Consider the following 26,215-nt stretch of genomic DNA (forward strand, 5'->3'; position numbering starts at 1 on the left):
TTAAAACAAATTTTTTACCATATAAGTTTAGCCTTAACTTTCTCTATTTCACAACATACACCAAAAAAAGAGCACAAAAAAATAGAAGCTAATTACCCATATATTAATCCCGATGGGGTTAGCTTCTATTTCCTAATAAAATCTTCTTTCAATAACTTTCTCCTAACAATTTCCCGCTCATAAATAATATTGTTTTTAATATTGTTGTTTTTAAACTCTTAAGGTTTAATTGGTACGGGTAACTTTTAATTTTTTCTTACTTCCGCTGATTCAGCAATTTTGATACAATATTTGATGCAATTCTTCTCAATATACAAACCAATTTAGTTTCTTATACTTGGTGTAACCACCCCGCTTTCATTTAAAATAAAAGTTTTTTTAATATTATTAATTTTTGGGCCACACCCTTTCTTTTTTAAGATTATTTTATTGTTTTTTAATATTTTGATACACACTCTGAATGGAAAGCTTTCTTCTTTGTGTAACTTTAGTATACAAGCCTTCTTGAAATTTGTCAATAGCTATTACTAATTAACATTATGAATAGTTAGTGAATTATTCTGACAATTATTAGGTTTCATATATTTACAGCTGCCACAACAAGACTTGTTATAACATCTATATGGGGAAATGGTCAAAAAAAATCACCCCCTTTTGAGGAGGCTTTATTATTCTAAGATACTGTTTTTTAAATTTGCATTAAATATGAAAGAAAGTGCAAGGGATGCTAAAGCAATTATGATAAATGCCATAAACACCTCATGAAGACCTGAATTTACAGATAACTTTATCTGATGGAGACTCACTCCACTACTTAAAGTTGACTGAGAATACAAATTGTCTGGTTGTATACCCTTTATTCCTAAATCATTAAAATATTTAACTATATTGGTATTTAATATACTTCCAAAAATGCTTACACCTATAGTTTGTCCTAGTGTACGCAACAGAGAATTCGCAGCTGTAGCTGCTCCCCTTTTGCTATGTCCCACAGATTCCTGTATTACTATTGTTAATGTAGTAAAAGCTCCACCAAAACCTAATCCCATAATAAACCCATAAGCTATAACCGATATTAGTGGGGATTCAATGCTCAAAGTTGATAGAAATCCACAACTAATAAGCAAAATGAGAGTGGATATCCCAATTACTATTCTCTCCCCATATTTAGGAATGGCTTTTGACAAAATAAATGAAGATAGAAGCCATGCCATAGACATCGGTGCCATAGACACTCCGGAAACTGTAGCACCAAATCCTAAAATGTTTTGCATATATATAGGTAAGTAAACCTCCACTCCTATTAAGATTCCTGCTGCTAAAAAGGTTATACCATTTACTATAGTGCTAGCTTTTGTAAAAATCTCAAAAGGTATAATAGGCTCCTCTGCACTTTTTTCCACAAAATAAAATAGGATTAATATTACAATTGTAACCATTAAAGCTATTAAAATATTATTTCTTCCACCAGATAAAATTCCTAGTAAAAAAGTTATAATTGCAAGTGAAAATAACAAACTCCCTACATAATCTATGCTATGTTTCTTTCTTTCAAAAGTTTCAATTAGATTCTTTTGTAAAAGCACTATGGATATTATCCCAAAAGGTACATTTATAAAGAAGATCCAATTCCATGAAAGATTTTCTATTAAAAATCCGCCTAAAAAAGGTCCAGTTAAACTCGCTATTCCCCATACTGTGCTTAACCATCCTTGAATCTTTGGTCTTTCCTCCAATGTAAAAATATCACCTATTATCGTATAGGTAACTGTGAATATTGCTCCTGCTCCCAGTCCTTGAACTGCACGGAAAGCTATAAGCTGGTACATACTTTGCGATATTCCACAAAGACAACTCCCTATCAAAAAAATTATTATTCCAATAGAAAGAATATTTTTTCTTCCATATAAATCAGATAATTTTCCATATATCGGTGTTGAAATAGCCGATGTCAATAAATAAGCTGCAAAAACCCAACTTATTAGCTGAAATCCATTTAATTCTTTAACTATAGTGGGTATGGCGGTAGTTATAACTGTTCCCTCTACAGCTGCAAGAAACATTGATACCATTAATGCAATGACTATACTTGTTTTTTTCGATTCCATCCTTTGTGTCCCTTCCTTTAATGTAATGATTATCATTTCTATTTAATGCCTGCAAAAAATTAACGACAAATACTATTTTATCATTAATCCATAAAATTTGCACTGTAAATAAAAAGAAAAAAAGTATATATTACTATATATACTTTTTTTGCGTATAAAATGTATTATTTAGATTTATTTTCTTCATTATCAATAAGTGTTTGTTGTGCTTTTAAATATCTCTGGTAATCAGATTCCCATTTTTTAAATTCTGTATCAGTACGATGATCAGTTATGGTATAGTTTTCTTTTAAAAATCCTCCTAAACTGGAACTTACTTTTCTAGAACCAGAAATATTTAGATGACCTGTATTAAACATGTCTGTTTTAAAATCAAACCCAAGTTCATCTGTCATTTTGTTATAGTTAATGAAGGGGATGTTATTATTTTTTGAAATTTCTGCTACCTTATTAAACATCTTAGCAGGTTCTGTCTCCCAATGATCTGATGTAGCCGTACTATTATAATCATGAGGAGTAGAGGTGAAAATTAATTTGAAACCTTCTTTTTTGGATAGGGCAATAATTTTATTCAGATATTCTTCAGGCTTTGGTAAAAGGTCCACCGTTCCTGTCGCTAACGTATCTGAAGTGTTTTCTTTTCCATACTCAACAATTCCAGCATCAAATCCTTTTTCATAATAAGCATTTGTTGGATCAAACTCAAAATCATTTTTTGTTAACTCCTTCCAACGGTCATGATATTTGAAAATTGGAAATATATAGTTAAGCCATTGGTTTCTGGGTGTGCAGTTAATAATAGCATCTAGTTTATTAAATGAAAACTTTACGTTATCCAAAACATTTCTTACATATCCCTCAGCCCCATACTCGTCAGTTAAGCCTAAATAATATAGATCTACTACAACAATTGGATTTTTATGATATTTTATAACATCCTTCAGTATATAATAGGTCACATCTATTGGTTGACCGCCAGTAGCATAATTAAAGCTGGTTATGCCATATTGATTCCATAATATATTAGGACTTATTCCACTATTCATATGGCTAGACCCTAATAATACAACATCCAATTGGTCTTCTGTATTACCATATATGCCCTGTAATAACTTCTCACGATGGTTTGATTTTATGATAAAAATGGAATTAAGAGCCATAATAATTACTAGCAATGTAATAGCAAAACTACACCCTTTTAAAAAAGCTTTTTTAACCATGGAAAGTGTCCTCCTAAAATTGTGAATATATAAACTGTTGCATACTATATCCTGGTCCATACATTCCAAAGACTAAGATAACTAGAACTACAACTAAGTATATAACCCATCTAAACATTATATTTTGTCTCGATAGTTGATCTCTTAAACTTATTCTTCTTTGCATAATATCTACTATTATAATTAAAACTAAACCAATAATTACAATTAAAAAGTCCTTTAAATCTAATCCTAATTTAAATATAGAACCATTTGTAAGCATCCAAGGGTTAAAATAAAAAGAGTTTTTAATTATTGTTATAGCACCTAAAAATGAAGTAGCTCTAAAAAATATCCATGCAAAATTAACAAGCATAAATGTAATTATCATTTGACCTAATTTGCAGCTAAATACTTCTGTTTTAATTTTAAAAGTTCTTATTGCCTTTTCTTTTATCGGTTTAAGAAGATAGGCTGAAATTTGATAAAATCCATGAAGCCCGCCCCATATAATAAAATTTGTGGTAGCTCCGTGCCATAAACCACTTACTAAAAATACAATCATAATATTATAATAAGTTCTTAATTTGCCACGCCTGTTCCCACCTAGTGGAAAATATAAATAATCCTTAAACCAACTAGTAAGTGAAATGTGCCAACGACTCCAAAATTGTTTTATTGATTTGGACAAGTAAGGTTGTTTAAAATTATTAGTTACTTTAAAGCCTAAAATCTGAGCTGCCCCTCTTGCTATATCTGAATAGGACATGAAATCACAGTAAATTTGAAAAGTGAAAAATACAGTGGCTATTACTGTGGCTAACCCTTTATAATCGTTAGGGTTACTATAAACAGTATTAACAAGTACTGCTAATCTATCTGCTACTACTAGTTTTACAAAAGCACCCCATAACATCAACAAAAGACCATTTTTAACTCTATCATAATCAAAAGTATGTTTTTCATCAAACTGATGTATCATATTCTTGGATTTTTCAATAGGTCCAGATACCACGGTAGGAAAGAATGATAAAAACAGTGCAAATTTTCCAATGTTTTTCTCTGCTTCAACATCTTTTCTATAAACATCTACAAGATAACTTATGGCTTGAAGAGTATAGAAGGATATTCCTAAGGGTAATAAATATCTAAAATATGGCATATGAAATGATATACTAAATATATTTAGTACTCGTGTTAAACTGGTGTTAAAAAAGTTATAATATTTAAATAAAAGTAAAATGCCTAAATTACTAGAAAGACAGGCAAAAACCCAGAATTTCTTAAGTTGCCTTGATTTTTTTTCATTACTTAGCTTATTTGCATTTTCTATTAATAATCCACTTAAATACGTAATAATAGTAGATATTACTATAAATATTGCATATTTAGGGTTCACACTCATATAAAAGCAATAACTACATATTAACAACCAGAGCCATCGAAATTTATTTGGAATTGCAAAATATATAGTAGCGATAGCTAGAAAAAATATTAAAAAAGTTATTGATGTAAACTGCATCCATTTACCTTCTTTCTTTTGTTAGTGATGTTTATAGACATAATCCTACAAATTATATTAACTTCACTATTATAGCAATAAATGTATTATAACTACAAGTATATTATGCTTACAATTATTAAGTAAAATTAAAATTTAAATATAATTAAATTATTTTAAGCTAAAAAAATAACACTAACTTTAAGCCAGTGCTAACCTTTAACATCTATTTTACAAGGGGCTTATAGGGGGTTCCTATATTATTATAATAAACTTTATATGTGACAATTTCATGTCACATATGATAATGAATTATGAACATAACCTTTGACTGATTTTTTTATACTGTAAATTTGCCTGCTATTTTATCTAATACAATTACCCGTTCTTCTAATTATTCTACAGTTTTTGATACATTTTTAATTCCTGCCTCTTGTTCTTTCGTAGTTGTAGCAACTTGTTTCATTGATTAATTTACAAGAGAGCGCAAAAATAAGAGTGTTGATGAAAACACAGTTCTCATCAACACTCTTATAAGCTTTATGTTGTATATGCTATATGATATTAGATAAAATAATCTAATTAAGCCTCAACTACAGGTTCAGTAGCAACAATAGGTTCTTCAACAACTGCTTCTTCCTCTTCTTCAACTACTTCTTTAATTGGAATTATAGCTGCGTATATTTGATCTTCTTCATCAGTGACTTTTATTTTTTCATCTAAATCAAAATCTTTTAGTGTAACTGTATCTCCAAGTTTTTTATCTGATATATCAACACTTACTGAATCAGGCATTAAAGCCATGTTTCCAAAAACATCTATTTCAGATTTATGAACTTGCAATTGAAGTAGATTGTCTAAAACATTCTCTTCACCCTTAAAAATAATAGGTAATTGTAATTTTATTTCATGATCTGTAGAAACAATTTGTATGTCTATATGGTTAATTTTTGCTGATACAGGATGTCTTTGAATTTCTTTTACAAATCCAAATTTCTTGTCTTCTCCGTATTTAACCCATACTTTCGCATTAGAACCATGTTTTCCAAGAATCTTTTTTAGAGGTACTAATTCAAACTTTACAGATATTGGTTCTTCAACATCGCCATAAATTATACCTGCAATAAAACCTTCTTCGTTAAATTTTTTCTTTCCTGGAACTCTTTCAAATGCATTTAAAATAACTTTTTCCATAATAATACACTCCTCTTGGCTTATAAAGCCATTCTTTGGCTTATAAAGCCCTTTTGCTTACTCTTTTGCATACATATGTTACCAATAATAATTTTCATACTATATTATATTCGTTTATAAATAAATGAAAAATCAACTTTATTACTCAAAAGGTAACATTAGTAATTAAAACATACTTCTATTATAGCACATATTTGCAAACAGAAGTTATTCATTATTTTATGAGTTTTGTAATACAAATATACCAGTAGCCTAAAAAACACTTCAATTAATTCTTTTTAACTGATATAATCATAGATATATATATATTGATTGGAGGAATTACATTGATTCCATATAAAAAAATACCCTATATACAGCTTATCCCTATGATTATAATCACCTTTGTTCTTTTTAGAATAGTAAATAACATTGAAAATATAGGTTCAATATTTAATAAAATTTCTTCTTTACTTACTTATTTTATTTGGGGATTTTTTATAGCTTATTTACTTAATCCACTTATGGTATATATTGAAAAGGAAACAAAAATAAAAAGAATTTATTGCATAGGCATAATTTACACATTATTTATAGGTCTAATATTCACAATAATATTTTTGGTCACTCCTAATCTTATTAAAAGTGCAGTGGACTTATTTGATAATATTCCTGAATTTGCAGATAAATCGTATAAATGGTCTACTAATATTCTATCTGAAAATAAACTATTAAACAAATTCGATATTGCCTCTTATTTAAAAGACTACCTTACTACTTTCAATAAAGACATATCCACATATTTTGCACCAGGTTTACAAATTATAATTGATTACCTCATGGGCTTTAGTTCTTTATTTTTAAAATTAATGTCTGGAATAGTTATTTCAATTTACTACTTAATTGATAAAGAATCCATTATATTTAATTTCAAAAAGTTCATTTATTCCATCTTAAATGATACACATGCTCATAAGTTAATTAATTTCGCCAAAATAGTTAATACTACTTTTAAAAAATATTTTATCGGAAAAATAATAGATTCTATCATTTTTGCTACCATTACTTTCATTGGATTTATGCTATTAAAAATTCCTTATGCACTACCCTTTAGTTTAGTAATAGGGGTAACAAATATGATTCCTTACTTTGGAAACATCATGGGAATGGTGCCAGCTACTATAATAACATTATTCTTTAGTCCCATAAAGTCTGTAGAGTTAATACTATTTGTTGTAACCTTAAGTAACATCGATGGATGGTTCATACAACCAAAGATTATTGGAGATAAGGTTGGTATTAGTCCACTTCTTATAATACTCGGAATTGTTCTGGGTGGAGGACTTTTCGGGATTTTAGGAATGTTACTTGGAGTTCCAACTATAGCCTTAATAAAGATATTATTAGAAGAATTTATGGATAAAAAAACTGAAAACAAACAAATTAAATAAAAAAGAAAAAAGTATATATTACTATTAATACATTCACTTCGCTAAGAACTACTAATTTTATTTTTAATTAATCTGCTAAAAAATATAAACTCGCTGCCTCGCTGAAACATATATTTTTCTTAACGCATATCAATTAAAAATAAAATAAGAAGTTCTAAAGCTCGCTTCAATGCATTATACGTAATATATACTTTTTTTGCGCATAAAAACATTTGTTAACAAATGAAAATTTATAAACAAAATTTCAGTAAATATTTTTCCATGTCTACTCTTCCATATATGTAATATTACCATCAAAAATGTAAGTCAAAGAAGTTTTTGTTCCTTCTAATGCATACATCATTTTTTCAATCACAACTTGCTCTTCCTTATTAGTAGTTATAGAAAGTTTATCTTCTTCGTTAACTTCAGACTTTAACCCAAATTCATATACAAAATCATTTATGAGTCTTATCCACTCAGCTGTGTCATTAGACCCCAAGCTTTCCTTCTTCGCGAAATTTTTTAGTGTTTTATCTAATTGTTTTTTTGAAAACATCAATATATTTGCCATTATTTTGCCTCCTAATTCTAGTCTTATTAAAGTATAACACAAAAATTGAACTCACACCAAGGTTAATAGTTACCAATACAGGTTCCCAATTATAACATAAAAATGCCATTGTAATTTCGAAATTACAATGGCATTTTCTTTAATTACTATTTAAAACAGAACCCTATAAGATATCTAGCTCAACATTTTTTTTCTTAACTCATCAACATTTTTGTCTATCTTATTATTTTGAAGCATCATGTATAAGTAAACTGGAATACCTACCAACATAAGTATAAACCCATACATTACCACCTGCGAGCCCGTTCCATAAATTGCATATATAGAATATGCAAAAGCAAGCAATGCTACAAAAGAATTCTTTAAAAAATTCCAAATATTAAAATCTATTGAATGTTTCTTTAAAAGCACTATATCTGCTGCTGCCGAAAAAGCATAAGCAGGCAAAAATGCCAATGTAGCAAGCAATAGCATAAAGTTAAAGGCTGCATTTAATGAGCCTACATAGTTTAGTATAAGAAGTATATTCGCTGCAACACCACTTATTACAAGTGAAATAACAGGGGTCTTATATTTTGGATGTACTCTCCCAAATACTTCTGGAAACAATTTGTCCTGAGCAGCTCCAAATGCACTTCTAGCAGTTGTTAATACCCATCCTGAAGTAGCTCCTAAAGTGGATATTATAGCACCTATTGCTATAAAGTTTCCACCCCAAGTCCCACCAGTTGCTGCGTTAATTATATCTGCAAGAGGTGCTTTTGAACCGGCTAAAGTAGCTTGATCTAGAACACCCATGGCAACTATTGAAACAATTAAATATACGGCTGCTGCGATTAGTGTGCCATAAATTGTACTTTTTCTAATGTTTTTTTCTGGATCTTTAATTTCTCCTGCTGGAACCGTTGCACTTTCAATACCTACAAAAGCCCACAATGCAATTGCAATTGCTGCTGGTAAGGTACCCATTCCTGAAACCTCAGCACTAGAAACTGTACTAAGCATATCAGGGTTAAAATGCATGCCTGCAATTACTACAAATACCACTAAAGCACTTATTTTTAGTACTGTTGTTACAATACTAACCATTCCTGCTCCTTTAACACCAAGAATATTTACAATTGTGAAAAACCATAACACTGCTGAAGTAATTAAAAATGCCAATAATGGAGTTGTTGCCCCTGGAAAAAAGTAAGTGAAATAAAGCATAAAAGCAGTTATAATAGCGGCATTTCCTACCCAAGCACCTATCCAATAGGTCCAAGCAATTAGGAACCCTGCAAAATTACCAAAAGCAGCTCTAGTATATACAATCGGCCCCCCTGTTCTTGGCATAGCAGTTCCAAGACTAGCAAAACTTAATGCAATTAGAAGTGATCCAATAGCTGTAATTATCCAAGCAAGCATAGCAGTTTTAGGATTTGATGCGGCCGCTAGAGATGCCGCAGAAGTAAAAATACCTGAACCTATACAGTTTCCTACAACTATAGCAGTTGCGGCGGCTAGACCAAGCTCCCTCTTTAACTTCACATTTCCCGAATCATTAACATCATTGATTTTACTCATAATATGCCCTCCTTATTATTGTGCACAAAATCTTTTACTATAGTTTACAGCTTATATGATTGTCCATATAAACTACAAGCTATAAACAATGGTATTTAATTATATATATTCCTTAGTCATACATTCTATGTTTATTGTGTAATTATTGAAGTAATGTAAAATCAAGTATTTATATAATTATTTAAATATATATTAATATAGCATATTTTCACTGTAAAAACGAGATAATTATTCAAAAATTTTATATAAGTGTTATATAAATCTGATTCCATTTTCTAATAAAATAGCAGATACAATGTTTAAAATTGCAAATCAAATTGCTCCACATGAGGATGTTTTAGGCATGTATGTAATAACACAATTTGGAAGTAGCTATAGCAATAAAATGGTTACTTTTGAAATAGTTAATAACGCACTTAAATATTATGAAGAAATTTATAAAAATTACCCTACCAATGAATCATATCTCAAATCCTATAAAAGACTTATAGATATTCATATTGCCTTAGGAGAACATGATAAAAGCAAAAAACTAATAGATGATGGTTTAAAATCTACAAATAAGGAAATGAATTTTATAGCAAAGAAATATAGTATGTTTTATTTAATGCTTGCAAAAGATTATGCTGAGGCGAAGGCTATTGGGCAAAGACCTATAGAACAAAAAAACGAGTATTATATAGGGAATGTATATATTATTCTTTCAGATAGTTCTTAAGGTACTAACCCGAATATACAAAATAGGAGTACGCTATGATATTAAAAACACAGGAAAATATATAGGTAAAGACATCTACAAAGCAATGAAGATGGCAAATAGATCATATAAATTATCAGGAGATATTGAAGATATGAAATATGTACTAAACGGAATATACCGAGATTTTAATACAACCAAAGATTATGAGTGGACAATACAACAAATTTTAAAATTACCTAAAGAAGAAATTAAAGAAGAGCAATATTCGGATTTAGGCTCTTAGCTTATGCAATGAAAAGTACCCGTAAGAAGTCCAGGACGGCCTTCTAGCACTTCTGAGACAGGATATCGAATAAGTGCGTTAGGGGATTTTTCATGGAATAAGCTTAGAGCCTGTTAACAAATGCTCTACTATCAGAACATCCTACATGCCGAACCTTAATGATTTACTCAATTTTTTATATCTACTCCCCCAAAAGCTGCAAAACAATGTATCGTTAAAACTGGCGCATCTGGATTAACATAATTTTTACCTTTAGTCTTATTAGACCATCCTCCAAAAACAGGAATACCATTTACTTCAACCTTCCATTCTGCTGGAACTATTATATTTACTCCACCAAAGGCTGCTGTAACATCAAGTCTTGCTCCTTCGTTTAATATAAAAGCATCTCGAAGATCCAAATCAATTCCTCCAAAAATAGCAACAAGACTGCCACCCCTAAAGTTTTTAGAAATATTTCTTGTTTTTACACCTGAAAAAAGTGATAAATTATCTACCACATCTTCGTCAACTTTACTTTTGTTAAATTCATAATTTTCCTTTTTTAAAGTTTTAGGTACTAACATTGACACACCAATAGCTATAATTATAGCAGGCCAAAAAAATCTTACCAGACTAACTGTAATAACATTAAGTTCTCGCATTTGAAATAGTGCACCAATCACTATAAGTGTGACTCCTGAAGTTTTAGACACAGGTTTTGTACTTAACTGACTTACTCCTGCACCTATTAGTATAAGTGGCCACCACATTGATATTATATGACCTAAGTTCCAAAGTCCTAATTGGTTAAATAATGATCCGATGCCCAATAGTATAAAAATGATACCCAAATAAAATTTACCTTTCATAGTAATTTCCCCCTTCTATTTTTTACAATTTCTTAAGGGCGATTAAAGACTATTAAGCCCCCTTGAATTTTATATACTTTTTATTATATGTAATTTATTATACCATTATATGGTTTTTTTTACTATTTTAAAATTATTCGTTGAAAGTCCATAATTACAAATAAATTAGGAAAGCTAATATCAGAATGCAATTTTAGTATAAGTAAAATATCTAATGGGCACTATAAATTCTAATAAAGGAGATATATGATGACAGCAAAAAAAACATCATCACCCTAATCATATATTAAGCATAGTCCATATATTGGGAAGGAGAATATTTATGAATGAGAAAATTTTTAAAGACACAGAAGAACCCGAAGATACACGCTCTGAAGAGGATATACTAAACGAGGATATATTCAGTTTATCTAATATGTCTAACATGATTAGTATGTCTAGCAACCCTAACATGTATATGCCTGGCATAATTAATTTGCCTATTAATCCTAACATGTATTCAGCTAACATGCCTAATATTAATAGTGAAGACCCTTTAAGTGAAAGTCCAGAAGATAAAAAATTCTCATAAAAAAGACTTAGTTCAAAAGACTAGCTATTCTTGCAGAGTCCATTAATAACACATATATTTCTTAATTTTTCAGCAACAGGGATTGAAAGTTTATCTTCCAATCCCTGTTGCTGATTTTTTAAAAGTTTTATTCTTTAAGCAGCGGTTATCAAGACATGTTTTTTAGTGGATACTGTCTAAGTCTAACCACTGAGGTTAAATCCAGAAATGATGGAAATTTAATTAATAACTTATTATGATTTTATAGTTGAATAAAAAGCAGTGCCTAAAATAATAATGCCACCTAAAATTTCTCTTGTGGTTGGTATCTCTCCAATTACAAGCAAGGCAAAAATGATTCCATATACTGGTTCCAAACTAGAAATAATACCCGCTGTTTGTGTTTTAACATTTTTCAGACCATTAATAAATAATGTGTGAGATATAGCAGTAAAAACAACACCTAATACAACAAGTAATATTATATCCATAGGTTTAAATACGGGTCTTATTAAAAATAGAAAAGGAATTAACACAAGTGTAGCCACAAATTGTTCATAAAAAGCAATAACTATACTTGAATATTCTTTCACATATTTTCTATTAAGCATTGAAAGGACTGCGTAAGTAAAACTAGACAATATTCCCCACAAGACCCCTTCCGTTAAATTATTACCTAACTTAAACTTTGGCACTACAAGCGCTACTCCCATTAGTGTAATAATCGCAATTACAATATCTTTTGTTTTAATTTTCTCTTTAAAAAAATAAGGTTCAAGAAAAGTAACAAAAACAGGAAACGTAGAAAATATCAGAAGCCCTATTGCCACCGTTGACACCTGGATGGACTTAAAAAAAGCACTCCAGTGAATTGCTAATATAAATCCCATTATTCCTAGGTAAAGATAGTCTTTTTTCTTTTTTAATTTTATATCTTTCTTAAGAAAAAGCATAATGATCAATAAAAAAATACTTGAAAAGAAAACTCTGCCTAGTACAATTATCATAGGTGGCAATGAAAGCAACTTTCCAAATAATCCGGCTATTCCAAACAAGAAAACCGCAAAGTGAATTTGTGTAAGATTTTTATTCTTTGTATTCATAAACACACACCCTTCTTTGCTTTATTTTTCTTTGAACTCTGCCATTTAAGATATTCAATAATTTAATTTTATAATAATTATACTTATTATAAAATACATTCTACAAATAGATTGAAATTCCTTCAAAGATTTATAGTTTTAAATTATTTAAGGTTTTTATAAGATTTAATAACCACTTTTAACAATATTTATTAAATAGCTTAATATTTAGTATAATTATAACTCTTAAGGACACCATAATAACGAAGATTTAGTAAAGGAGAGAAAAACACAGTAGATTTTATACTTGCTCTACTGTGTTTTTAATTTTTTCACAAAAAATCTTTTGACTTATTATTTTTTAAATGGTAAAGGCTTCCCATTCCGGCCTCAATATTCCATATAAATACATATCATATCGAATTCCATCTCTATGAATAAATTCTCTATAAACTCCTTCTCTTTTAAATCCCAATTTTTCATATAGCTTTATAGCAGGTTCATTGTACTGAAGAACAGTAAGCTGTATTTTATGGAAATTTAGTTCTTGAAATCCGAACTCCATAGTTAATTTAAGAGCTTCCATTCCATAACCTTTACCCCTATGTTTTTCTCCACCAATACCTATGTATATTATAGCAGTTCCATTAGTCCAAGATATATCCTCAAATCCTGTAACTCCAATAAATTCTTCTTGTTTAAGATTTTTAATAGCAAAAATATAAGCTGTATTAGATTTTCTTACTTCACTAAGTGACTCCTGTACCTCTTCCAAATTTTTAGGAATTGCACTTACTATATCGTAATAACGCATAAAGGCTACATCGGTAAACCACTTTTGCAATTCCAAAACATCTTGCTGGTTTATAGAAGTAAGTTTTATTTCTTCTCCCATCAAAAGATTTCTCATTTTATTACCTTCCCTCTAGTTTTATTTAATATTAAATAATCACCTATGGTGCTGAAGTGTAGTTAAAATACTTTATCCTATAAAAATAGACTAGCGTATACGCTAATCTATTTATAACACATCACCAACTAAACATTTAGAAAAACTAAAAATATATTTCTTCTCTAATTTATATGGGTGATAAGATAACTTAGATTTTCTAAGACCATCAATCCCTAAGTCTTGTTCTCTATTAATTATCTTAACATCACTAAAACATCTATCAATAAATGTTTTGTTAATAAAACTGTACACACCACTATAACCCATATCTCCCTTTTCAATATGAATTACTGCCAAATTATCATTTAATTTTTCTCCTAAACTAAATGCCACTATTTTTCCATCTACATAAACAGCTATGCCCTTAATATTTATAATTTGTATGTTTTTTAGAACATCTTTTATTCCCTGTAATTCATAATAAAGCATATCATCGTCATCATCATTGCCTTCATACCAATTTTCTGCTGCAATTATAACATCATTGATTATTTCTGTACCTTTAATGTCCTTAACTTCATAATTATAATTTTTTATAAAAGAATTATAATGATTCTTTTTACCATGGAGCTTCTTACCTGAAAGCTTTATAAGCTTTTCAGCTTCATATAAATAATCAAAATTATCTCTATCTTCTTTTATACAAATATCCTTAACATCATCATATATGTCGCTTATTTCTTCCATAAACACTTCATCAAGATCCTTGAATAAGTAATCCATATTGTTTTCTGTCTTGTACGCCATTAGTGCATCTATTATTTCTTTAAGATTTTCTTTGTTGTAACCCAAAGGTTGCATAAAATAGTATCTTCCTTCAAAGTCTTTTTTCTTTATTATTAGAGTTCCTTTATAAATATTAAAACAAATATCACAAGCCTCTCTCCATATATATAAAGTTGTAAAAGAATATTCACAACTTAGGAATTTATACGGATATATAAACTCCTCCAATGTATTCTTGTCTTCTATTGTAAGCCTTTTAAAAATCATAATCTCAACCTTTCCCCTTAAAATATACCATAAATATTATCATATTTTTACATTCATTTACTATTTTATACTGTTTGTTTGTTTTTTGCAAGTAGATACTTATAAGAATCATAGTTACAAAATAGATACCATTAAGTTATAACACTTCTTAATTTTTTTCTATGTTTATATTAACCGATTTCAGAAAAATATATACTGGATTTCACGTTTGTTTAGTTCTAATATATTTTATTAATATATTATCATATTATTCATATAATATGATATGATGCTATGATATAATTTCACTATATCAATTTAAGGATGGGTTAAATACCCTTATTTTATTAATATCCTAGGAGGTGACTTATAGTTGAACAATATTAGTCTTATATTAGCTTTTTCAGCAGGACTACTTTCTTTTTTGTCCCCATGTGTTTTACCACTAGTTCCAGCCTACATTAGTTATTTAACTGGAACAGCCATTAATGAATTAGATGATAAAAAAGCTAAGTTAAATATATTATATAAATCTTTCGGTTTTGTCATTGGATTTTCTATTATTTTCATTTTGATGGGTGCTTCTATTACAACCCTAGGCAAACTTTTGATTAAAAATCAAAACATCTTTAGAAAAATCAGTGGTTCGTTAATGATAGTATTCGGTCTTCACACACTTGGTTTATTAAAAATCAAACTACTTTATAGAGAAAAAAGATTTTTTTCTTTTAATAAAGGTGGTGGCAAGTTTGGCTCTATACTTATGGGAATAGCTTTCGCCGCAGGTTGGACACCTTGCATAGGACCTATTTTATCCTCTATTCTTACATATGCTAGCAGTTTTGAAACCATAGATAAAGGGGTCCTTCTTCTTTCAGTATATTCATTAGGCCTTGCTGTTCCTTTTATACTAACCGCCCTGGCTATCGGTAGCTTTACAAAGCACAAGCACACAATTTCAAAATATTTGCCTGTAATATCCACTATCAGTGGAATACTATTAGTGACAATGGGTATTTTGATTTTCACAAACAAAGTTAATATTTTAAGTAGGTATTTGAATTTTTTCAACTTTTAACGACATTTCACAAGGAGAGTTTCCTTCTGAAGTCGTTAAAATTGCAGCTCCGCAGGAGATGATTTAATACATTTCATAAGCGAATGTTATCACTTGTATAGGTGATAATACAATTAATAATTTAATGGGAGGATTAATCATGAAAAAAATAATTTGGCCCTTAGTATTTGTTTTAGTATTTGGCATAAGTATTTATACTGTAACTAATTATAACAAAAGCAAAGGTAAAGATTTAAACACAACTACCAAAGAAAATCTCACAACTAATAATACAAAACCAAGTGCAAGTTCCACCACTGAAAATGCCACTACAGGCACTGCCTCTTCCACTGCTAAAAGTTCTGAGGCTGATAAGATTCCAGCCTTGAATTTCAAACTAAAAGATCTGAATGGTAAAGAAGTTTCTCTTAGTGATTTTAAAGGAAAAAAAGTATTTCTAAACTTTTGGGCAAGTTGGTGTCCTCCTTGTAAAGCCGAAATGCCTGATATTGAAAAATTACAGGTGGAAACTAAGGACACTGATTTAGTTATATTGGCTGTAAATATTGGCGAAGACAATTCCACTGCCAAATCTTTTATGGAAAAGAATAAATATAACTTTACTGTTTTATTGGATTCAAATCAGAGTATAGCAGCTCAATATAATATTGCTGCAATTCCAACCTCCTTCTTTATTGATAAGGCCGGTAATATTGTCTCCTCTACAAGAGGTGGCATGACCCTAGAACAAATGAAAGTTAACATTAGCAAATTATAAATTAACAAAAGCTGTACAAAACCCCACTGAAAATTATCATTAATTTTCAGTGGGGTTTTTACTTATCTTAATTTAAAAATGCAATAAAACTATTTATATATATCAGAGAATTCTATTGATAAATTTTCTTCATAGTTTGTTTCATATACTTCTTTATTTTTAAGGTTATTTTCTTCTTGCGTGGTTTCTACTTTTCTAACTGGTAGTGTTATAATAAATTCACTTCCCTTTCCTTCTTCACTTAATACATGAATTTCACCATCATGCATTTCAACAAGAGATTTTACTAAAGCAAGCCCTATTCCACTGCCTTCATTCTGCCTTGATGTAGATTTATCAATTTGCGCAAAACGTTCAAAAATAAATTTCAGCTTGTCTTTTGCAATTCCTATACCTGTATCCTTTATGGATATTTCAACAAAATCGCCCTTATCATAAACATTAACAAAAATGCTTCCATCTTCCTTCGTAAATTTAACTGCATTTGATAGTAAATTCAACATAATTCTTTCAATTTTTTCTTCATCAAAAGCAATTGTTTTTTCTTCAACATCAGTATCAAAAATAAGGGATATGCCATGATTTTTTATATACTCTGCAACAGATTGTGATATTTCCTCTACAACATAGACTATATCTCCATTTTTTAGTTGAAGACTTATATAATCTGCTTCTATTTTAGTTGTGTCTATTATATTATTTATAAGTCTGAGTAACCTTAGTGAATTTTGATTCATTATATTAATATAATATTTAATTCTTTCCTCACCTAACTTTCTTGATCCATCAAGTGATTTTAATAACTGTATTGTGCTGCAAATTACATTTAGTGGAGTTCTAAGTTCATGGGACAAATTAGCAAAAAATTCTGTTTTCACCTTATCATAGGCCATAAGTTTTTCAACTTGCTTACTACTTTCGGCACTTTTCATACTAAGAACTTTTACTTGATTTTTAGCAATCCCAAGTTCATGTACTAATGACAATGCTTGCTTTACTGAATACTTTAGTGTTATCAAAGTGTTTATTCTACATAATAACTCATGCATGTTAAAAGGTTTCCTCAGATAATCATTTGCACCACACTCAAAGGAAATAACTAAGTGCTCTAAATTACTATCTGCAGTCATAATTAACACCGGCAGTTCAAAAATGGATTGTTTTTCCCTAATAATCTCACATACTTTATAACCCAAAATATCTGGCATAATCATATCTAAAATTACTAAATCCAAATTTTTATTTTCTTCAACTAGTTTCAATGCCTCAGCACCCGAGGATGCTTCTAAAACTTCAAAAGTATCATTTGACAAATAATTTTTTATTACCTTACGATTCACATATTCATCATCAACTATTAATATCCTGTATTTATCTTTACTATTTGAATTCATGTTTTCATTAATAATTTTTCTACCGTGCTCCAGAGAAATACTAACTAAATTAGGTTTTAATTCTAAATGTTTTGAATACTTATCTAATACTTCTCCATTTTCTTCATTATAGTTATTCTCCTGTGGATTACTCACTAAATCTTCATCAGTGCATAAGGGAATAGTAAAAACAAATTTACTGCCTTTTCCAATAACTGAAGATACCGCTATAGTGCCACCCTGTATTTGAATAAGTTCTTTAGTTACGTAAAGTCCTACCCCAGTACCACCATATTTTTGAGAAATTCCATCCACCTGCTCATATCTATCGAAAATTTTATGAATCTTCTGCTGTGGAATTCCTATTCCCGTATCACTAACGCTTATCTCAAGAAATGAATTTCTAAGTTTAAAAGATAAGGTTATGGTTCCTTTATGTGTAAACTTTATAGCATTACCCAATAAATTATGTAGAATTTGCTGTATCCTATCTTCATCTCCAAATACAAAAGGCGCATTTTCATCTATTTTATTTATAAAGGTGATGTGTTTATTATTTAGAGATACCCGACTAAATTTAATTACCATTTCTACCACCGTACTTATGTTAACAGGTTTCCTATGCAATACAATTTCATTATTTTTAAGTTTAGAAAATGTCATCATATCATTAACCAAGTTAGATAATCTCTTAGCACTAGAATTCACCAAAAATAAATCTTCCCTTAATTCTAGGTCTAAACTACCACCTTTATTATTCACTATCCCTTCAGTTAATCCGATAATTCCATTCAATGGAGTTTTTAACTCATGAGAAGTTACAGCAAAAAAATCATCTTTTAGGTTATTTAAAGACTTGAGTTTGGCACTAATATTTTCAACACTTGAAAGTTCATCAGCTTGACGTTTTGCTAAAACATAGTAATTCACAATAATAAATATTAATATGCCCAAGGAAGCAAAAGAATCAGTGAATATAATACTGTATTCATATAAAATATCATTAATTCTTGTAATAAATAGTGCAAATAAACCTACCACAACTATATAGTCAGTTTGCTCTCTCTCTATGTAGGATTTAGCTATATTATACATCATGTATAATATAGCTAAAAGTGCAAATGCTTCAGAAGGTACTATATAATATAAATAATATCTAACTGGAATAAAAATTACAATCAAAGTATATGCCAAAGCTACATAATTTGATATTTTAACAAATTTACTTGGCATAATTTTTTTATAAGATTTATCTATAAACAAAATAATAAAAGGAATGTAAGAATAAAACGTCCATATTTTTATTCTTGAAGAAAATATATAATCTAAATGTGGTAATAACGAAATTAAGAACCCTTCGCCAATAAATAATGTTCTAATGGTAATTATTATGCAAATCATAGCAAAATACAATTGAGCCTTATCCTTTCTTCTATTTATGAAAACCCCAAAACTATATACAGCAGCCATAATACTACATCCTAAAATAAATAAACTTAAGGCTATTTTTTTCTCTCTCATAGCTGTAATTTCTACTGATTTTCCTAATACCAATGTATCTATATATCCATATTTATTGTAAAAATTACTAACTCGAAGGATTAAATAGGCTTCCCCATTCTCTACATAAAATGAGCCAATAGATGGTACTAATTGTGGTGTCATTTCATTTTTATCTTTTCCAACTGTTCCAACAGAGGTTATTAATTTATTATCAGCCCAAAGTTCATATGCGCTTTGTATAAAATCTATCTTTACTGAATAAAGATCCTCTTCATTATCCATAAGTAGTTTCAATCGATATGTACAATAGCCTTGCTTACCAAAAATACCTGGTAGATATTCATAGGTAACATTTTGGGAATCATCACTTTGAAAATCCTCAGGTAAAAGCAGCTTATTATCATAAAACTCCCATACCCCATTAAGTTTTATCATGCCATCCTTTTTAAAATCCCAATTTCTTAAGTCTAATACCCCTTTCACTGCCAAGGGCATCTTTTTATCCGTATGACTAATTTCACTACTTCCTTTAATCATTGTAATAAGTATAATTAAAGTTATAGATAGTAAAATAAATATTTTACTTTTATGCGACTTAATTTTTACCATGATTAGCTCCTTTTTGAATTGTACTTATAGTAAGTTTTAAAATTATACACTTACATATATCATAACATATAATTTAGTATATTATAGATTATATATGGTTAACAGCATAAAGTGATATATATCAACAAAATAATACCATACATTATATAGATTTCTCATTTTTAAATTATAATTTATTATTTATTATAGAAAATTCAAATAGATAGTGCTTTAACTATTAGGAATATTGATTAGTGTATCTTGTCATAATATGATAATATGTTTTAGGTTATACAAGGAGGGATTATTATGAAAAAATTTATAAAAGTTATTTTAGCTACTCTTATTACTGTAACTACCTCAATATCTTTTGTTGGATGTTCAAGTAATAATGATGTAAAAAAAGACTCTACAGATAATAGTGCATCAGTTATTAAAACTATTAGCACTAAATATTTGAAAGACAAACTAGGAAACAATGACTGGCTAGTAGTGGATACAAGAACAAACGACGCTTTTAATGGTTGGAAAGTAGATGGAGTAACTCGTGGTGGACATATTAAAGGTGCTACGGATTTTGCTGCAAACTGGTTAACAGTAGAGGATAAGGAAAAAGATAGTGTTTTAGCAAAAGCTTTAGTAACAAAGAATATTACAAAAGATAAAAATGTTGTACTTTATGACGCAAATGGAAAAGATGCGGTGGCAGTTGCAAAATACTTAAAAGAAAAAGGAATAACTAATATTTATACATATGATGTTAAACAATGGGCTGCTGACAATAGTCTTCCAATGGAAGCCTATGCAAATTACCAAATGTTAGTTCCTCCATCCTTTGTAAATGACTTAGTTAATGGTAAAAAGCCAGAAACTTATACAAACAATAAATATAAGATTTTTGAAGTTGCCTGGGGTGAAGAGTCTAAGGATAAGGATTACATAAAAGGGCATATTAAAGGTGCAGTGCATATAAACACAGATGAAATAGAATCCGCGCCCCTTTGGAGTATTAACTCTGATGCTGCTCTTCAAAAATTCGCAGAAAAAAATGGTTTAACTCCAGATACAACAGTTGTGCTTTATGGACCTGATCCAATGGCTTCCTTTAGAATAGCTGCAATAGCTAAATATATTGGAGTTAAGGATGTTAGGGTACTCAATGGTGGAACTGCAGCCTTTAGAAATGCTGGATATAAAACAGAAACTATTTCTAATGCTAAACAACCAATAAGTTCTTTTGGCGCTATTGTACCAGTAAATAAGAATTATATAGTAGATATAAACAAAACAAAAGAAATATTAGCAGATAAAGCAAATAGCAAACTCGTGGATGTACGAAGCTGGGATGAATACATTGGTAAGATATCTGGCTACAGTGATTTAAAGTTTAAGGGAAGGCCAGCAGGTTCTACTTGGGGTCATGCGGGTAGCGACGCAAATCACTTACAAGAATATAGAAATATAGACAATACAATGCGTAATAGTGACGAAATATTAGCTATGTGGAAAGAGCAAGGAATTACTCCAGATCAGAGACTTTCCTTCTTCTGTGGTTCTGGTTGGAGAGCTGCTGAAGTTCTCACCTATGCTGATGTAATGGGCCTTAAAAACATTTCATTATACAGCAATGGATGGTACGAATGGAGTGCAAATCCTAAGAATCCTGTTGAAACTGGTGAACCAAAATCTAAATAATAAAAACACAAAAGGGCATACTTAAAATATTGCCCTTTTGTGTTATATTTAATATTAAACTTTAATATAATTAGAAAGGTGAAAAATATGAAAAAAAATTTTTGGATCGTTGTGTTAAAAAATATAATTACTATATTACAAGTACTCATGTTAGTTCCACCTTTACTTCTTCAATATTTGTCGGACAGGAAAATGGGAGTCATGAGATATTTAGTTTTTAAAAAAGATGTATTTGCGAAGGAAATTTTCACTTTAAGCTTTACATTTACATATAGAAATCTCTTGTTTTTAGGGATTATTTTTTGTATGATTTTTTTAATATCTAGTTACAATAAAAGAATTAATAGGTCTTTTAAAGAACCTATAATCACCCTTTTTCTTTGCAATTCAATTTGTCTATTTTATGCATCCTATTATAAATTTCAAATACTTATGGCATATCACTTTTTTTTAATAGCTTTTTTAATAATTATAATCCTACAATACGTAAAAATAGTTATTGCTGCACTGATTTATAGCTCCACAAAAAAATCATTTTACCATTAGTCTTTAGCTTGGATGAAACCATTATATATACAATATAATACAATTAGTCGAAATATTAATGATATTTTATTTTAATATCCCTCATATTATGGTATAATTTTTCTAGGTTATATCTTAAGGAGTGTGAACATATTATGGACCCCGACGGTACGTGGCAAATTATAGCTTTAGTAATTTTATTGGGTTTTTCAGCATTTTTCTCTGCTTCTGAAACTGCACTTATGACTTTAAGTAAAATTAGATTAAGACATATGGTAGATTCAGAAATTAAAGGTGCTGCACTAATTAATAAATTACTTAAAAACCCGAGCAAACTCTTAGGTGGTATTTTAGTAGGAAATAACATTTCCAACATTGGTGCTTCTGCACTGGCAACATCCTTGGCAATTAAATATTTAGGGGCATCAGGGGTAGCTATTGCAACAGCTATAATGACGGTTCTTGTACTTATTTTTGCAGAGATAACACCAAAGTCATTAGCTGCACAAAATTCTGAAAAAGTTGCTTTGAAAATTGCTCGGCCAATAAGTCTAATTACCTTCATTTTAAATCCACTTATTGTTGTATTAATTTATATAACAAATATATTTATAAAGATACTAGGTGGAGAAGTTGGTAATCAAAAGCCCTTTATTACAGAAGAAGAATTAAAAACTATGGTCAGTGTAAGTCATGAAGAAGGGGTTTTAGAAGGCGAAGAGAAGCAAATGATCTATAATGTATTTGAATTTGGAGATTCACAAGCAAAAGATGTTATGACTCCAAGAACTGATATGATTGTAGCAAATATAAACTCAACTTATGAAGAACTCATTAAAATTTTCAAAGAAGAACAATTTTCTAGACTTCCTATATATCAAGATACTATTGATAATATTATTGGAGTTTTATACCTTAAAGATTTAATTTTCTTTGAAGATGAAATAGAAAAATTCACTATAGAGAAACATATGCGCATACCTTATTTTACCTATGAATTTAAAAGCACTGTGGATTTGTTTGCAGACATGCGCTTAAAACGAGTACCTATAGCAATTTTATTAGATGAATATGGTGGCACTGCTGGACTTGTCACAATTGAAGATTTAGTAGAAGAAATTGTTGGAGATTTAGACGATGAATATGATGATGATACAGATCAAATTGAGGTTGTCAAAGAAGATGAATTTATTGTAGCTGGTAATACAAGAATAAATATGGTTAATGAAATGATAGGCCTTAATATAGAATCAGAGGATTTTGATACCATAGGTGGTTTCGTTACAGGAATCCATGGACGACTTCCAAAGACAGGCGAGACAATAATTTATAATGACACAAAATTTATTATACAAAACACTAGTAAAAATCGTATAGTAAAACTAAAAATTATAACTTAATATAATTAAAAAAGCACCTAAAACATAGTATCATTATGCTTTAGGTACTTTTTTTATACTTACCTTCCCTTTATAATATCGATTATTTTGTGTTATGTAATTTACATCAACTACAAAATCTTTCTAGGAATTTGACCTTTTATTTTCTTTTCTATAGCATCCAAAAAATATTTGTCCTTTGCTGCTGCAAATAAATATGTATATCCTTCTTCGCCAGCTCTTCCTGTTCTTCCTATACGGTGTATATATGCTTCAGCAGTTTCAGGCATATCGTAGTTATAAACATGACTAACTCCATTTATATCAAGCCCTCTAGCTGCTACATCCGTGGCAATTAGATATTGAATATCACAGTGTTTAAATTCTTTCATTATTTTTTCTCTTTTTGATTGAGTTATATCAGAATGTAACTTTTTACAATTATAACCTTTTTTATAAAGCGCCATTTCTAGATCATCAACTCTTCTTTTAGTTCTACAAAAGATAATAGCCATAAAAGGATTATCCTGATCTATTACCTTACACAAATCTTCCTGTTTTGTTCTATCCGTAGTTTCTATTAAAAATTGTTTTATATTTGTAAGTGTTGTTTCTTGTTTTTTAATTATTATTTCTGTTGGATCCTTCATATACTTATATGCCATTTTTTTTACATCCGATCCCATTGTTGCTGAAAAACATAATGTCTGCCTATTTTTAGGTGTTTTAGAAATAATATCTTCAATATCATTTTTAAAACCCATAAGAAGCATCTGATCCGCCTCATCTATAACAAAGGTCTTAAGCTTATCAAGTTCTATTGTACCTCGCCTAAGATGATCTAGTAACCTTCCTGGTGTTGCAATAACTAAGTGAATATTTCCTTTTAGTTTTTTTAACTGTGAACCTATATCCTTGCCACCATAGGCTGCCAAAATATTTAAGTTTTTGCCTGCTGCAAGCTTTTTAGCTTCACCAGTTATCTGTATTGCGAGTTCTCTTGTAGGTGTAACTATTAATCCTTGAATTGTATTTATATCAGCCGACATATTATCAAACATTGGAAGTAAAAATGCAAGGGTCTTTCCAGTTCCTGTTTGCGCCTCTGCTATAATATCTTTACCATTTTTTATCAATTGAATACTTTGCTCTTGAACTGGAGTTGGCTCACTTATCCCTTGAATTTTGAGCATTTCCAAAATATCATCATTAAGACCTAATTTTTTAAATTTTATCATTGTTATTTACCCTTCTATTTTAAACATATTTTAATCATTTTATTATACCATTGGTGCCACCCACGTGGCAAGTGGCATAATTAAGGTGTCACTTGAATAGTAACTTAAAAAATCAGCCAATCCATTTGGATTGGCTGATTTTTTTATAACTTGTATATTTTTAAAAATATACTGTATAATTTATTTTTTTAATTCTTGAACTCCAGTTATCTTACTTTTAGCATCCATTTTAAATGTAGATTTAGCTTCATCAGTAGTAAAGTATACATTTCCTTCTACCGTAGCATCTTTTAACTGAAAGTTGCTTGCTGAAACATAAAGATCACCTTTGAAAGTTCCATGTTCTATACTTCCCATAGGACTATTAAAAGTTAATTTTGGAGCAGTCAAAGTAAATCTAGCAGTTACGTTACGATCTGCATCTTGTGTGTATAAAGCTATTTTACGTTGTATAACTTCTTTACCGGCATCATCCTTTTTGCCATTTTTAAACTCGCCTTCAACTATAATCTCTTTGTCAAAAGTCAAATCCTTTATTGTTGCAATAATCCATGTACCCTTACTGCTTAGAGCAGATTCAAAAGCAGCTTCAGTATTTACTAATGATGCTGTTGTTACTACATCAGTTTTTGCGGCATCAGTTGCCACTACTTCAGTTTTTGCTGGTGCTGTTGTAGTCTTTGCTTCTTCCTTAGCTCCACAGCCTACTAATAAAGTAGCACCTACAGCTAGTGATAATATTATTGATTTAATTTTCATACGAATACCCCCATCATTATTATTATTCTTTTGTTAATATGTTACATTATTCAACAAAATCAGTATATCATATGTGATAAAAATATAACAAGATAAAATATGAAATTTATGTCGTTATATGTAAGTACAAAATGAACAAAAATAATTAGTTTTGATTTTACACTAGAAAAGCATGATAATGAATGGTTATTAGAATTAGTTTATTAGTAAAAATACCAAGTCTGTATGCTAGCATATTGGCTTGTTATTTTTTTACGTTTTATATAACCATAAAGTTTTGCAATAATACAATAAAATAATTTTTCCATTTTATAGATTGTTGTTTTAAATTATGACAAAATTTGTGCTTTGCTTTTTTTTGTAATTACTGTATAATATA

General features: G+C 29.5%; 21 protein-coding genes. 8 read left to right on the plus strand and 13 right to left on the minus strand.

What is annotated here, in order from left to right:
* Window positions 1-668: 668 nt before the first annotated feature.
* The 4 genes from KPL51_RS13175 to KPL51_RS13190 all read right to left on the minus strand — a co-directional run bounded on the left by KPL51_RS13175 (window position 669) and on the right by KPL51_RS13190 (window position 6,002).
* A complete protein-coding gene (locus KPL51_RS13175; protein ID WP_216162238.1) occupies window positions 669-2,108 on the minus strand; it encodes an MDR family MFS transporter in 1,440 nt (479 codons plus the stop codon).
* 164 nt (window positions 2,109-2,272) lie between these two features.
* The gene (locus KPL51_RS13180) at window positions 2,273-3,328 is read right to left on the minus strand and encodes a hypothetical protein (RefSeq protein WP_216162241.1); all 1,056 of its coding nucleotides are present in this window, start codon (window positions 3,326-3,328) and stop codon (window positions 2,273-2,275) included.
* Window positions 3,329-3,341: 13 nt separating this feature from the next.
* Window positions 3,342-4,829 carry an MBOAT family O-acyltransferase gene (locus KPL51_RS13185; protein WP_216162244.1) on the minus strand — a complete coding sequence of 496 codons (1,488 nt, stop codon included), beginning with the start codon at window positions 4,827-4,829 and terminating at the stop codon, window positions 3,342-3,344.
* 561 nt (window positions 4,830-5,390) lie between these two features.
* A complete protein-coding gene (locus KPL51_RS13190) occupies window positions 5,391-6,002 on the minus strand; it encodes a 50S ribosomal protein L25 (RefSeq protein WP_216162247.1) in 612 nt (203 codons plus the stop codon).
* A gap of 326 nt (window positions 6,003-6,328) precedes the next feature.
* Here KPL51_RS13190 and KPL51_RS13195 point away from each other — a divergent pair, with 326 nt between their 5' ends.
* Window positions 6,329-7,432, plus strand: a complete 1,104-nt coding sequence (locus tag KPL51_RS13195) for an AI-2E family transporter (protein WP_216162250.1) — start codon at window positions 6,329-6,331, stop codon at window positions 7,430-7,432.
* 265 nt (window positions 7,433-7,697) lie between these two features.
* On the opposite strand, the gene KPL51_RS13200 is transcribed toward KPL51_RS13195, so the two are convergent.
* Both KPL51_RS13200 and KPL51_RS13205 read right to left on the minus strand, forming a co-directional pair.
* A complete protein-coding gene (locus KPL51_RS13200; RefSeq protein ID WP_216162256.1) occupies window positions 7,698-7,985 on the minus strand; it encodes a hypothetical protein in 288 nt (95 codons plus the stop codon).
* A gap of 174 nt (window positions 7,986-8,159) precedes the next feature.
* Window positions 8,160-9,551 (minus strand): amino acid permease, encoded by a 1,392-nt coding sequence (locus KPL51_RS13205; RefSeq protein ID WP_216162259.1) that lies wholly within the window; start codon window positions 9,549-9,551, stop codon window positions 8,160-8,162.
* A gap of 295 nt (window positions 9,552-9,846) precedes the next feature.
* Here KPL51_RS13205 and KPL51_RS13210 point away from each other — a divergent pair, with 295 nt between their 5' ends.
* Together KPL51_RS13210 and KPL51_RS24055 are read left to right on the plus strand one after the other, a co-directional pair.
* Window positions 9,847-10,269, plus strand: coding sequence for a hypothetical protein (locus tag KPL51_RS13210; RefSeq protein WP_216162262.1), 423 nt, complete (start codon window positions 9,847-9,849; stop codon window positions 10,267-10,269).
* 133 nt (window positions 10,270-10,402) lie between these two features.
* On the plus strand, window positions 10,403-10,534 hold the full coding sequence (locus tag KPL51_RS24055) for a hypothetical protein (RefSeq protein ID WP_263628335.1): 132 nt from the start codon (window positions 10,403-10,405) through the stop codon (window positions 10,532-10,534).
* A 167-nt stretch (window positions 10,535-10,701) separates the two neighbouring features.
* Here the strand turns inward: KPL51_RS24055 and KPL51_RS13215 are convergent, their stop codons facing one another.
* Window positions 10,702-11,385 (minus strand): LiaF transmembrane domain-containing protein, encoded by a 684-nt coding sequence (locus tag KPL51_RS13215; protein ID WP_216162265.1) that lies wholly within the window; start codon window positions 11,383-11,385, stop codon window positions 10,702-10,704.
* A gap of 322 nt (window positions 11,386-11,707) precedes the next feature.
* Between KPL51_RS13215 and KPL51_RS13220 the strand changes: the two genes are divergently transcribed.
* Window positions 11,708-11,956, plus strand: coding sequence for a hypothetical protein (locus KPL51_RS13220; RefSeq protein WP_216162268.1), 249 nt, complete (start codon window positions 11,708-11,710; stop codon window positions 11,954-11,956).
* A gap of 233 nt (window positions 11,957-12,189) precedes the next feature.
* Here the strand turns inward: KPL51_RS13220 and KPL51_RS13225 are convergent, their stop codons facing one another.
* From KPL51_RS13225 to KPL51_RS13235, 3 genes are all read right to left on the minus strand, one after another.
* The gene (locus KPL51_RS13225) at window positions 12,190-13,038 is read right to left on the minus strand and encodes a DMT family transporter (RefSeq protein WP_216162271.1); all 849 of its coding nucleotides are present in this window, start codon (window positions 13,036-13,038) and stop codon (window positions 12,190-12,192) included.
* A gap of 340 nt (window positions 13,039-13,378) precedes the next feature.
* Window positions 13,379-13,927 (minus strand): GNAT family N-acetyltransferase, encoded by a 549-nt coding sequence (locus KPL51_RS13230; RefSeq protein WP_216162274.1) that lies wholly within the window; start codon window positions 13,925-13,927, stop codon window positions 13,379-13,381.
* A 111-nt stretch (window positions 13,928-14,038) separates the two neighbouring features.
* Window positions 14,039-14,962, minus strand: coding sequence for a DUF2156 domain-containing protein (locus tag KPL51_RS13235; protein WP_244998078.1), 924 nt, complete (start codon window positions 14,960-14,962; stop codon window positions 14,039-14,041).
* Between the two features lie 352 nt (window positions 14,963-15,314).
* Here KPL51_RS13235 and KPL51_RS13240 point away from each other — a divergent pair, with 352 nt between their 5' ends.
* Both KPL51_RS13240 and KPL51_RS13245 read left to right on the plus strand, forming a co-directional pair.
* On the plus strand, window positions 15,315-16,019 hold the full coding sequence (locus tag KPL51_RS13240; RefSeq protein WP_216162277.1) for a cytochrome c biogenesis CcdA family protein: 705 nt from the start codon (window positions 15,315-15,317) through the stop codon (window positions 16,017-16,019).
* Between the two features lie 139 nt (window positions 16,020-16,158).
* Window positions 16,159-16,776: a TlpA disulfide reductase family protein gene (locus KPL51_RS13245; protein ID WP_216162280.1), complete on the plus strand. Its 618-nt coding sequence runs from the start codon at window positions 16,159-16,161 to the stop codon at window positions 16,774-16,776.
* Window positions 16,777-16,865: 89 nt separating this feature from the next.
* Here the strand turns inward: KPL51_RS13245 and KPL51_RS13250 are convergent, their stop codons facing one another.
* The gene (locus KPL51_RS13250) at window positions 16,866-20,261 is read right to left on the minus strand and encodes an ATP-binding protein (protein ID WP_216162283.1); all 3,396 of its coding nucleotides are present in this window, start codon (window positions 20,259-20,261) and stop codon (window positions 16,866-16,868) included.
* A 288-nt stretch (window positions 20,262-20,549) separates the two neighbouring features.
* Between KPL51_RS13250 and KPL51_RS13255 the strand changes: the two genes are divergently transcribed.
* Window positions 20,550-21,935: a sulfurtransferase gene (locus KPL51_RS13255; RefSeq protein ID WP_216162285.1), complete on the plus strand. Its 1,386-nt coding sequence runs from the start codon at window positions 20,550-20,552 to the stop codon at window positions 21,933-21,935.
* A 680-nt stretch (window positions 21,936-22,615) separates the two neighbouring features.
* Complete coding sequence (locus KPL51_RS13260; RefSeq protein WP_216162288.1) at window positions 22,616-23,860, plus strand: HlyC/CorC family transporter; 1,245 nt, start codon at window positions 22,616-22,618, stop codon at window positions 23,858-23,860.
* Window positions 23,861-23,970: 110 nt separating this feature from the next.
* Here KPL51_RS13260 and KPL51_RS13265 read toward each other — a convergent pair whose 3' ends face one another.
* Both KPL51_RS13265 and KPL51_RS13270 read right to left on the minus strand, forming a co-directional pair.
* Window positions 23,971-25,077: a DEAD/DEAH box helicase gene (locus KPL51_RS13265; protein ID WP_216162292.1), complete on the minus strand. Its 1,107-nt coding sequence runs from the start codon at window positions 25,075-25,077 to the stop codon at window positions 23,971-23,973.
* A gap of 180 nt (window positions 25,078-25,257) precedes the next feature.
* Window positions 25,258-25,836 carry a hypothetical protein gene (locus tag KPL51_RS13270; protein WP_216162295.1) on the minus strand — a complete coding sequence of 193 codons (579 nt, stop codon included), beginning with the start codon at window positions 25,834-25,836 and terminating at the stop codon, window positions 25,258-25,260.
* Window positions 25,837-26,215 lie beyond the last annotated feature (379 nt).

This window comes from Clostridium bowmanii, assembly GCF_018861315.1.
Classification (GTDB): Bacteria; Bacillota; Clostridia; order Clostridiales; family Clostridiaceae; genus Clostridium_AD; species Clostridium_AD bowmanii.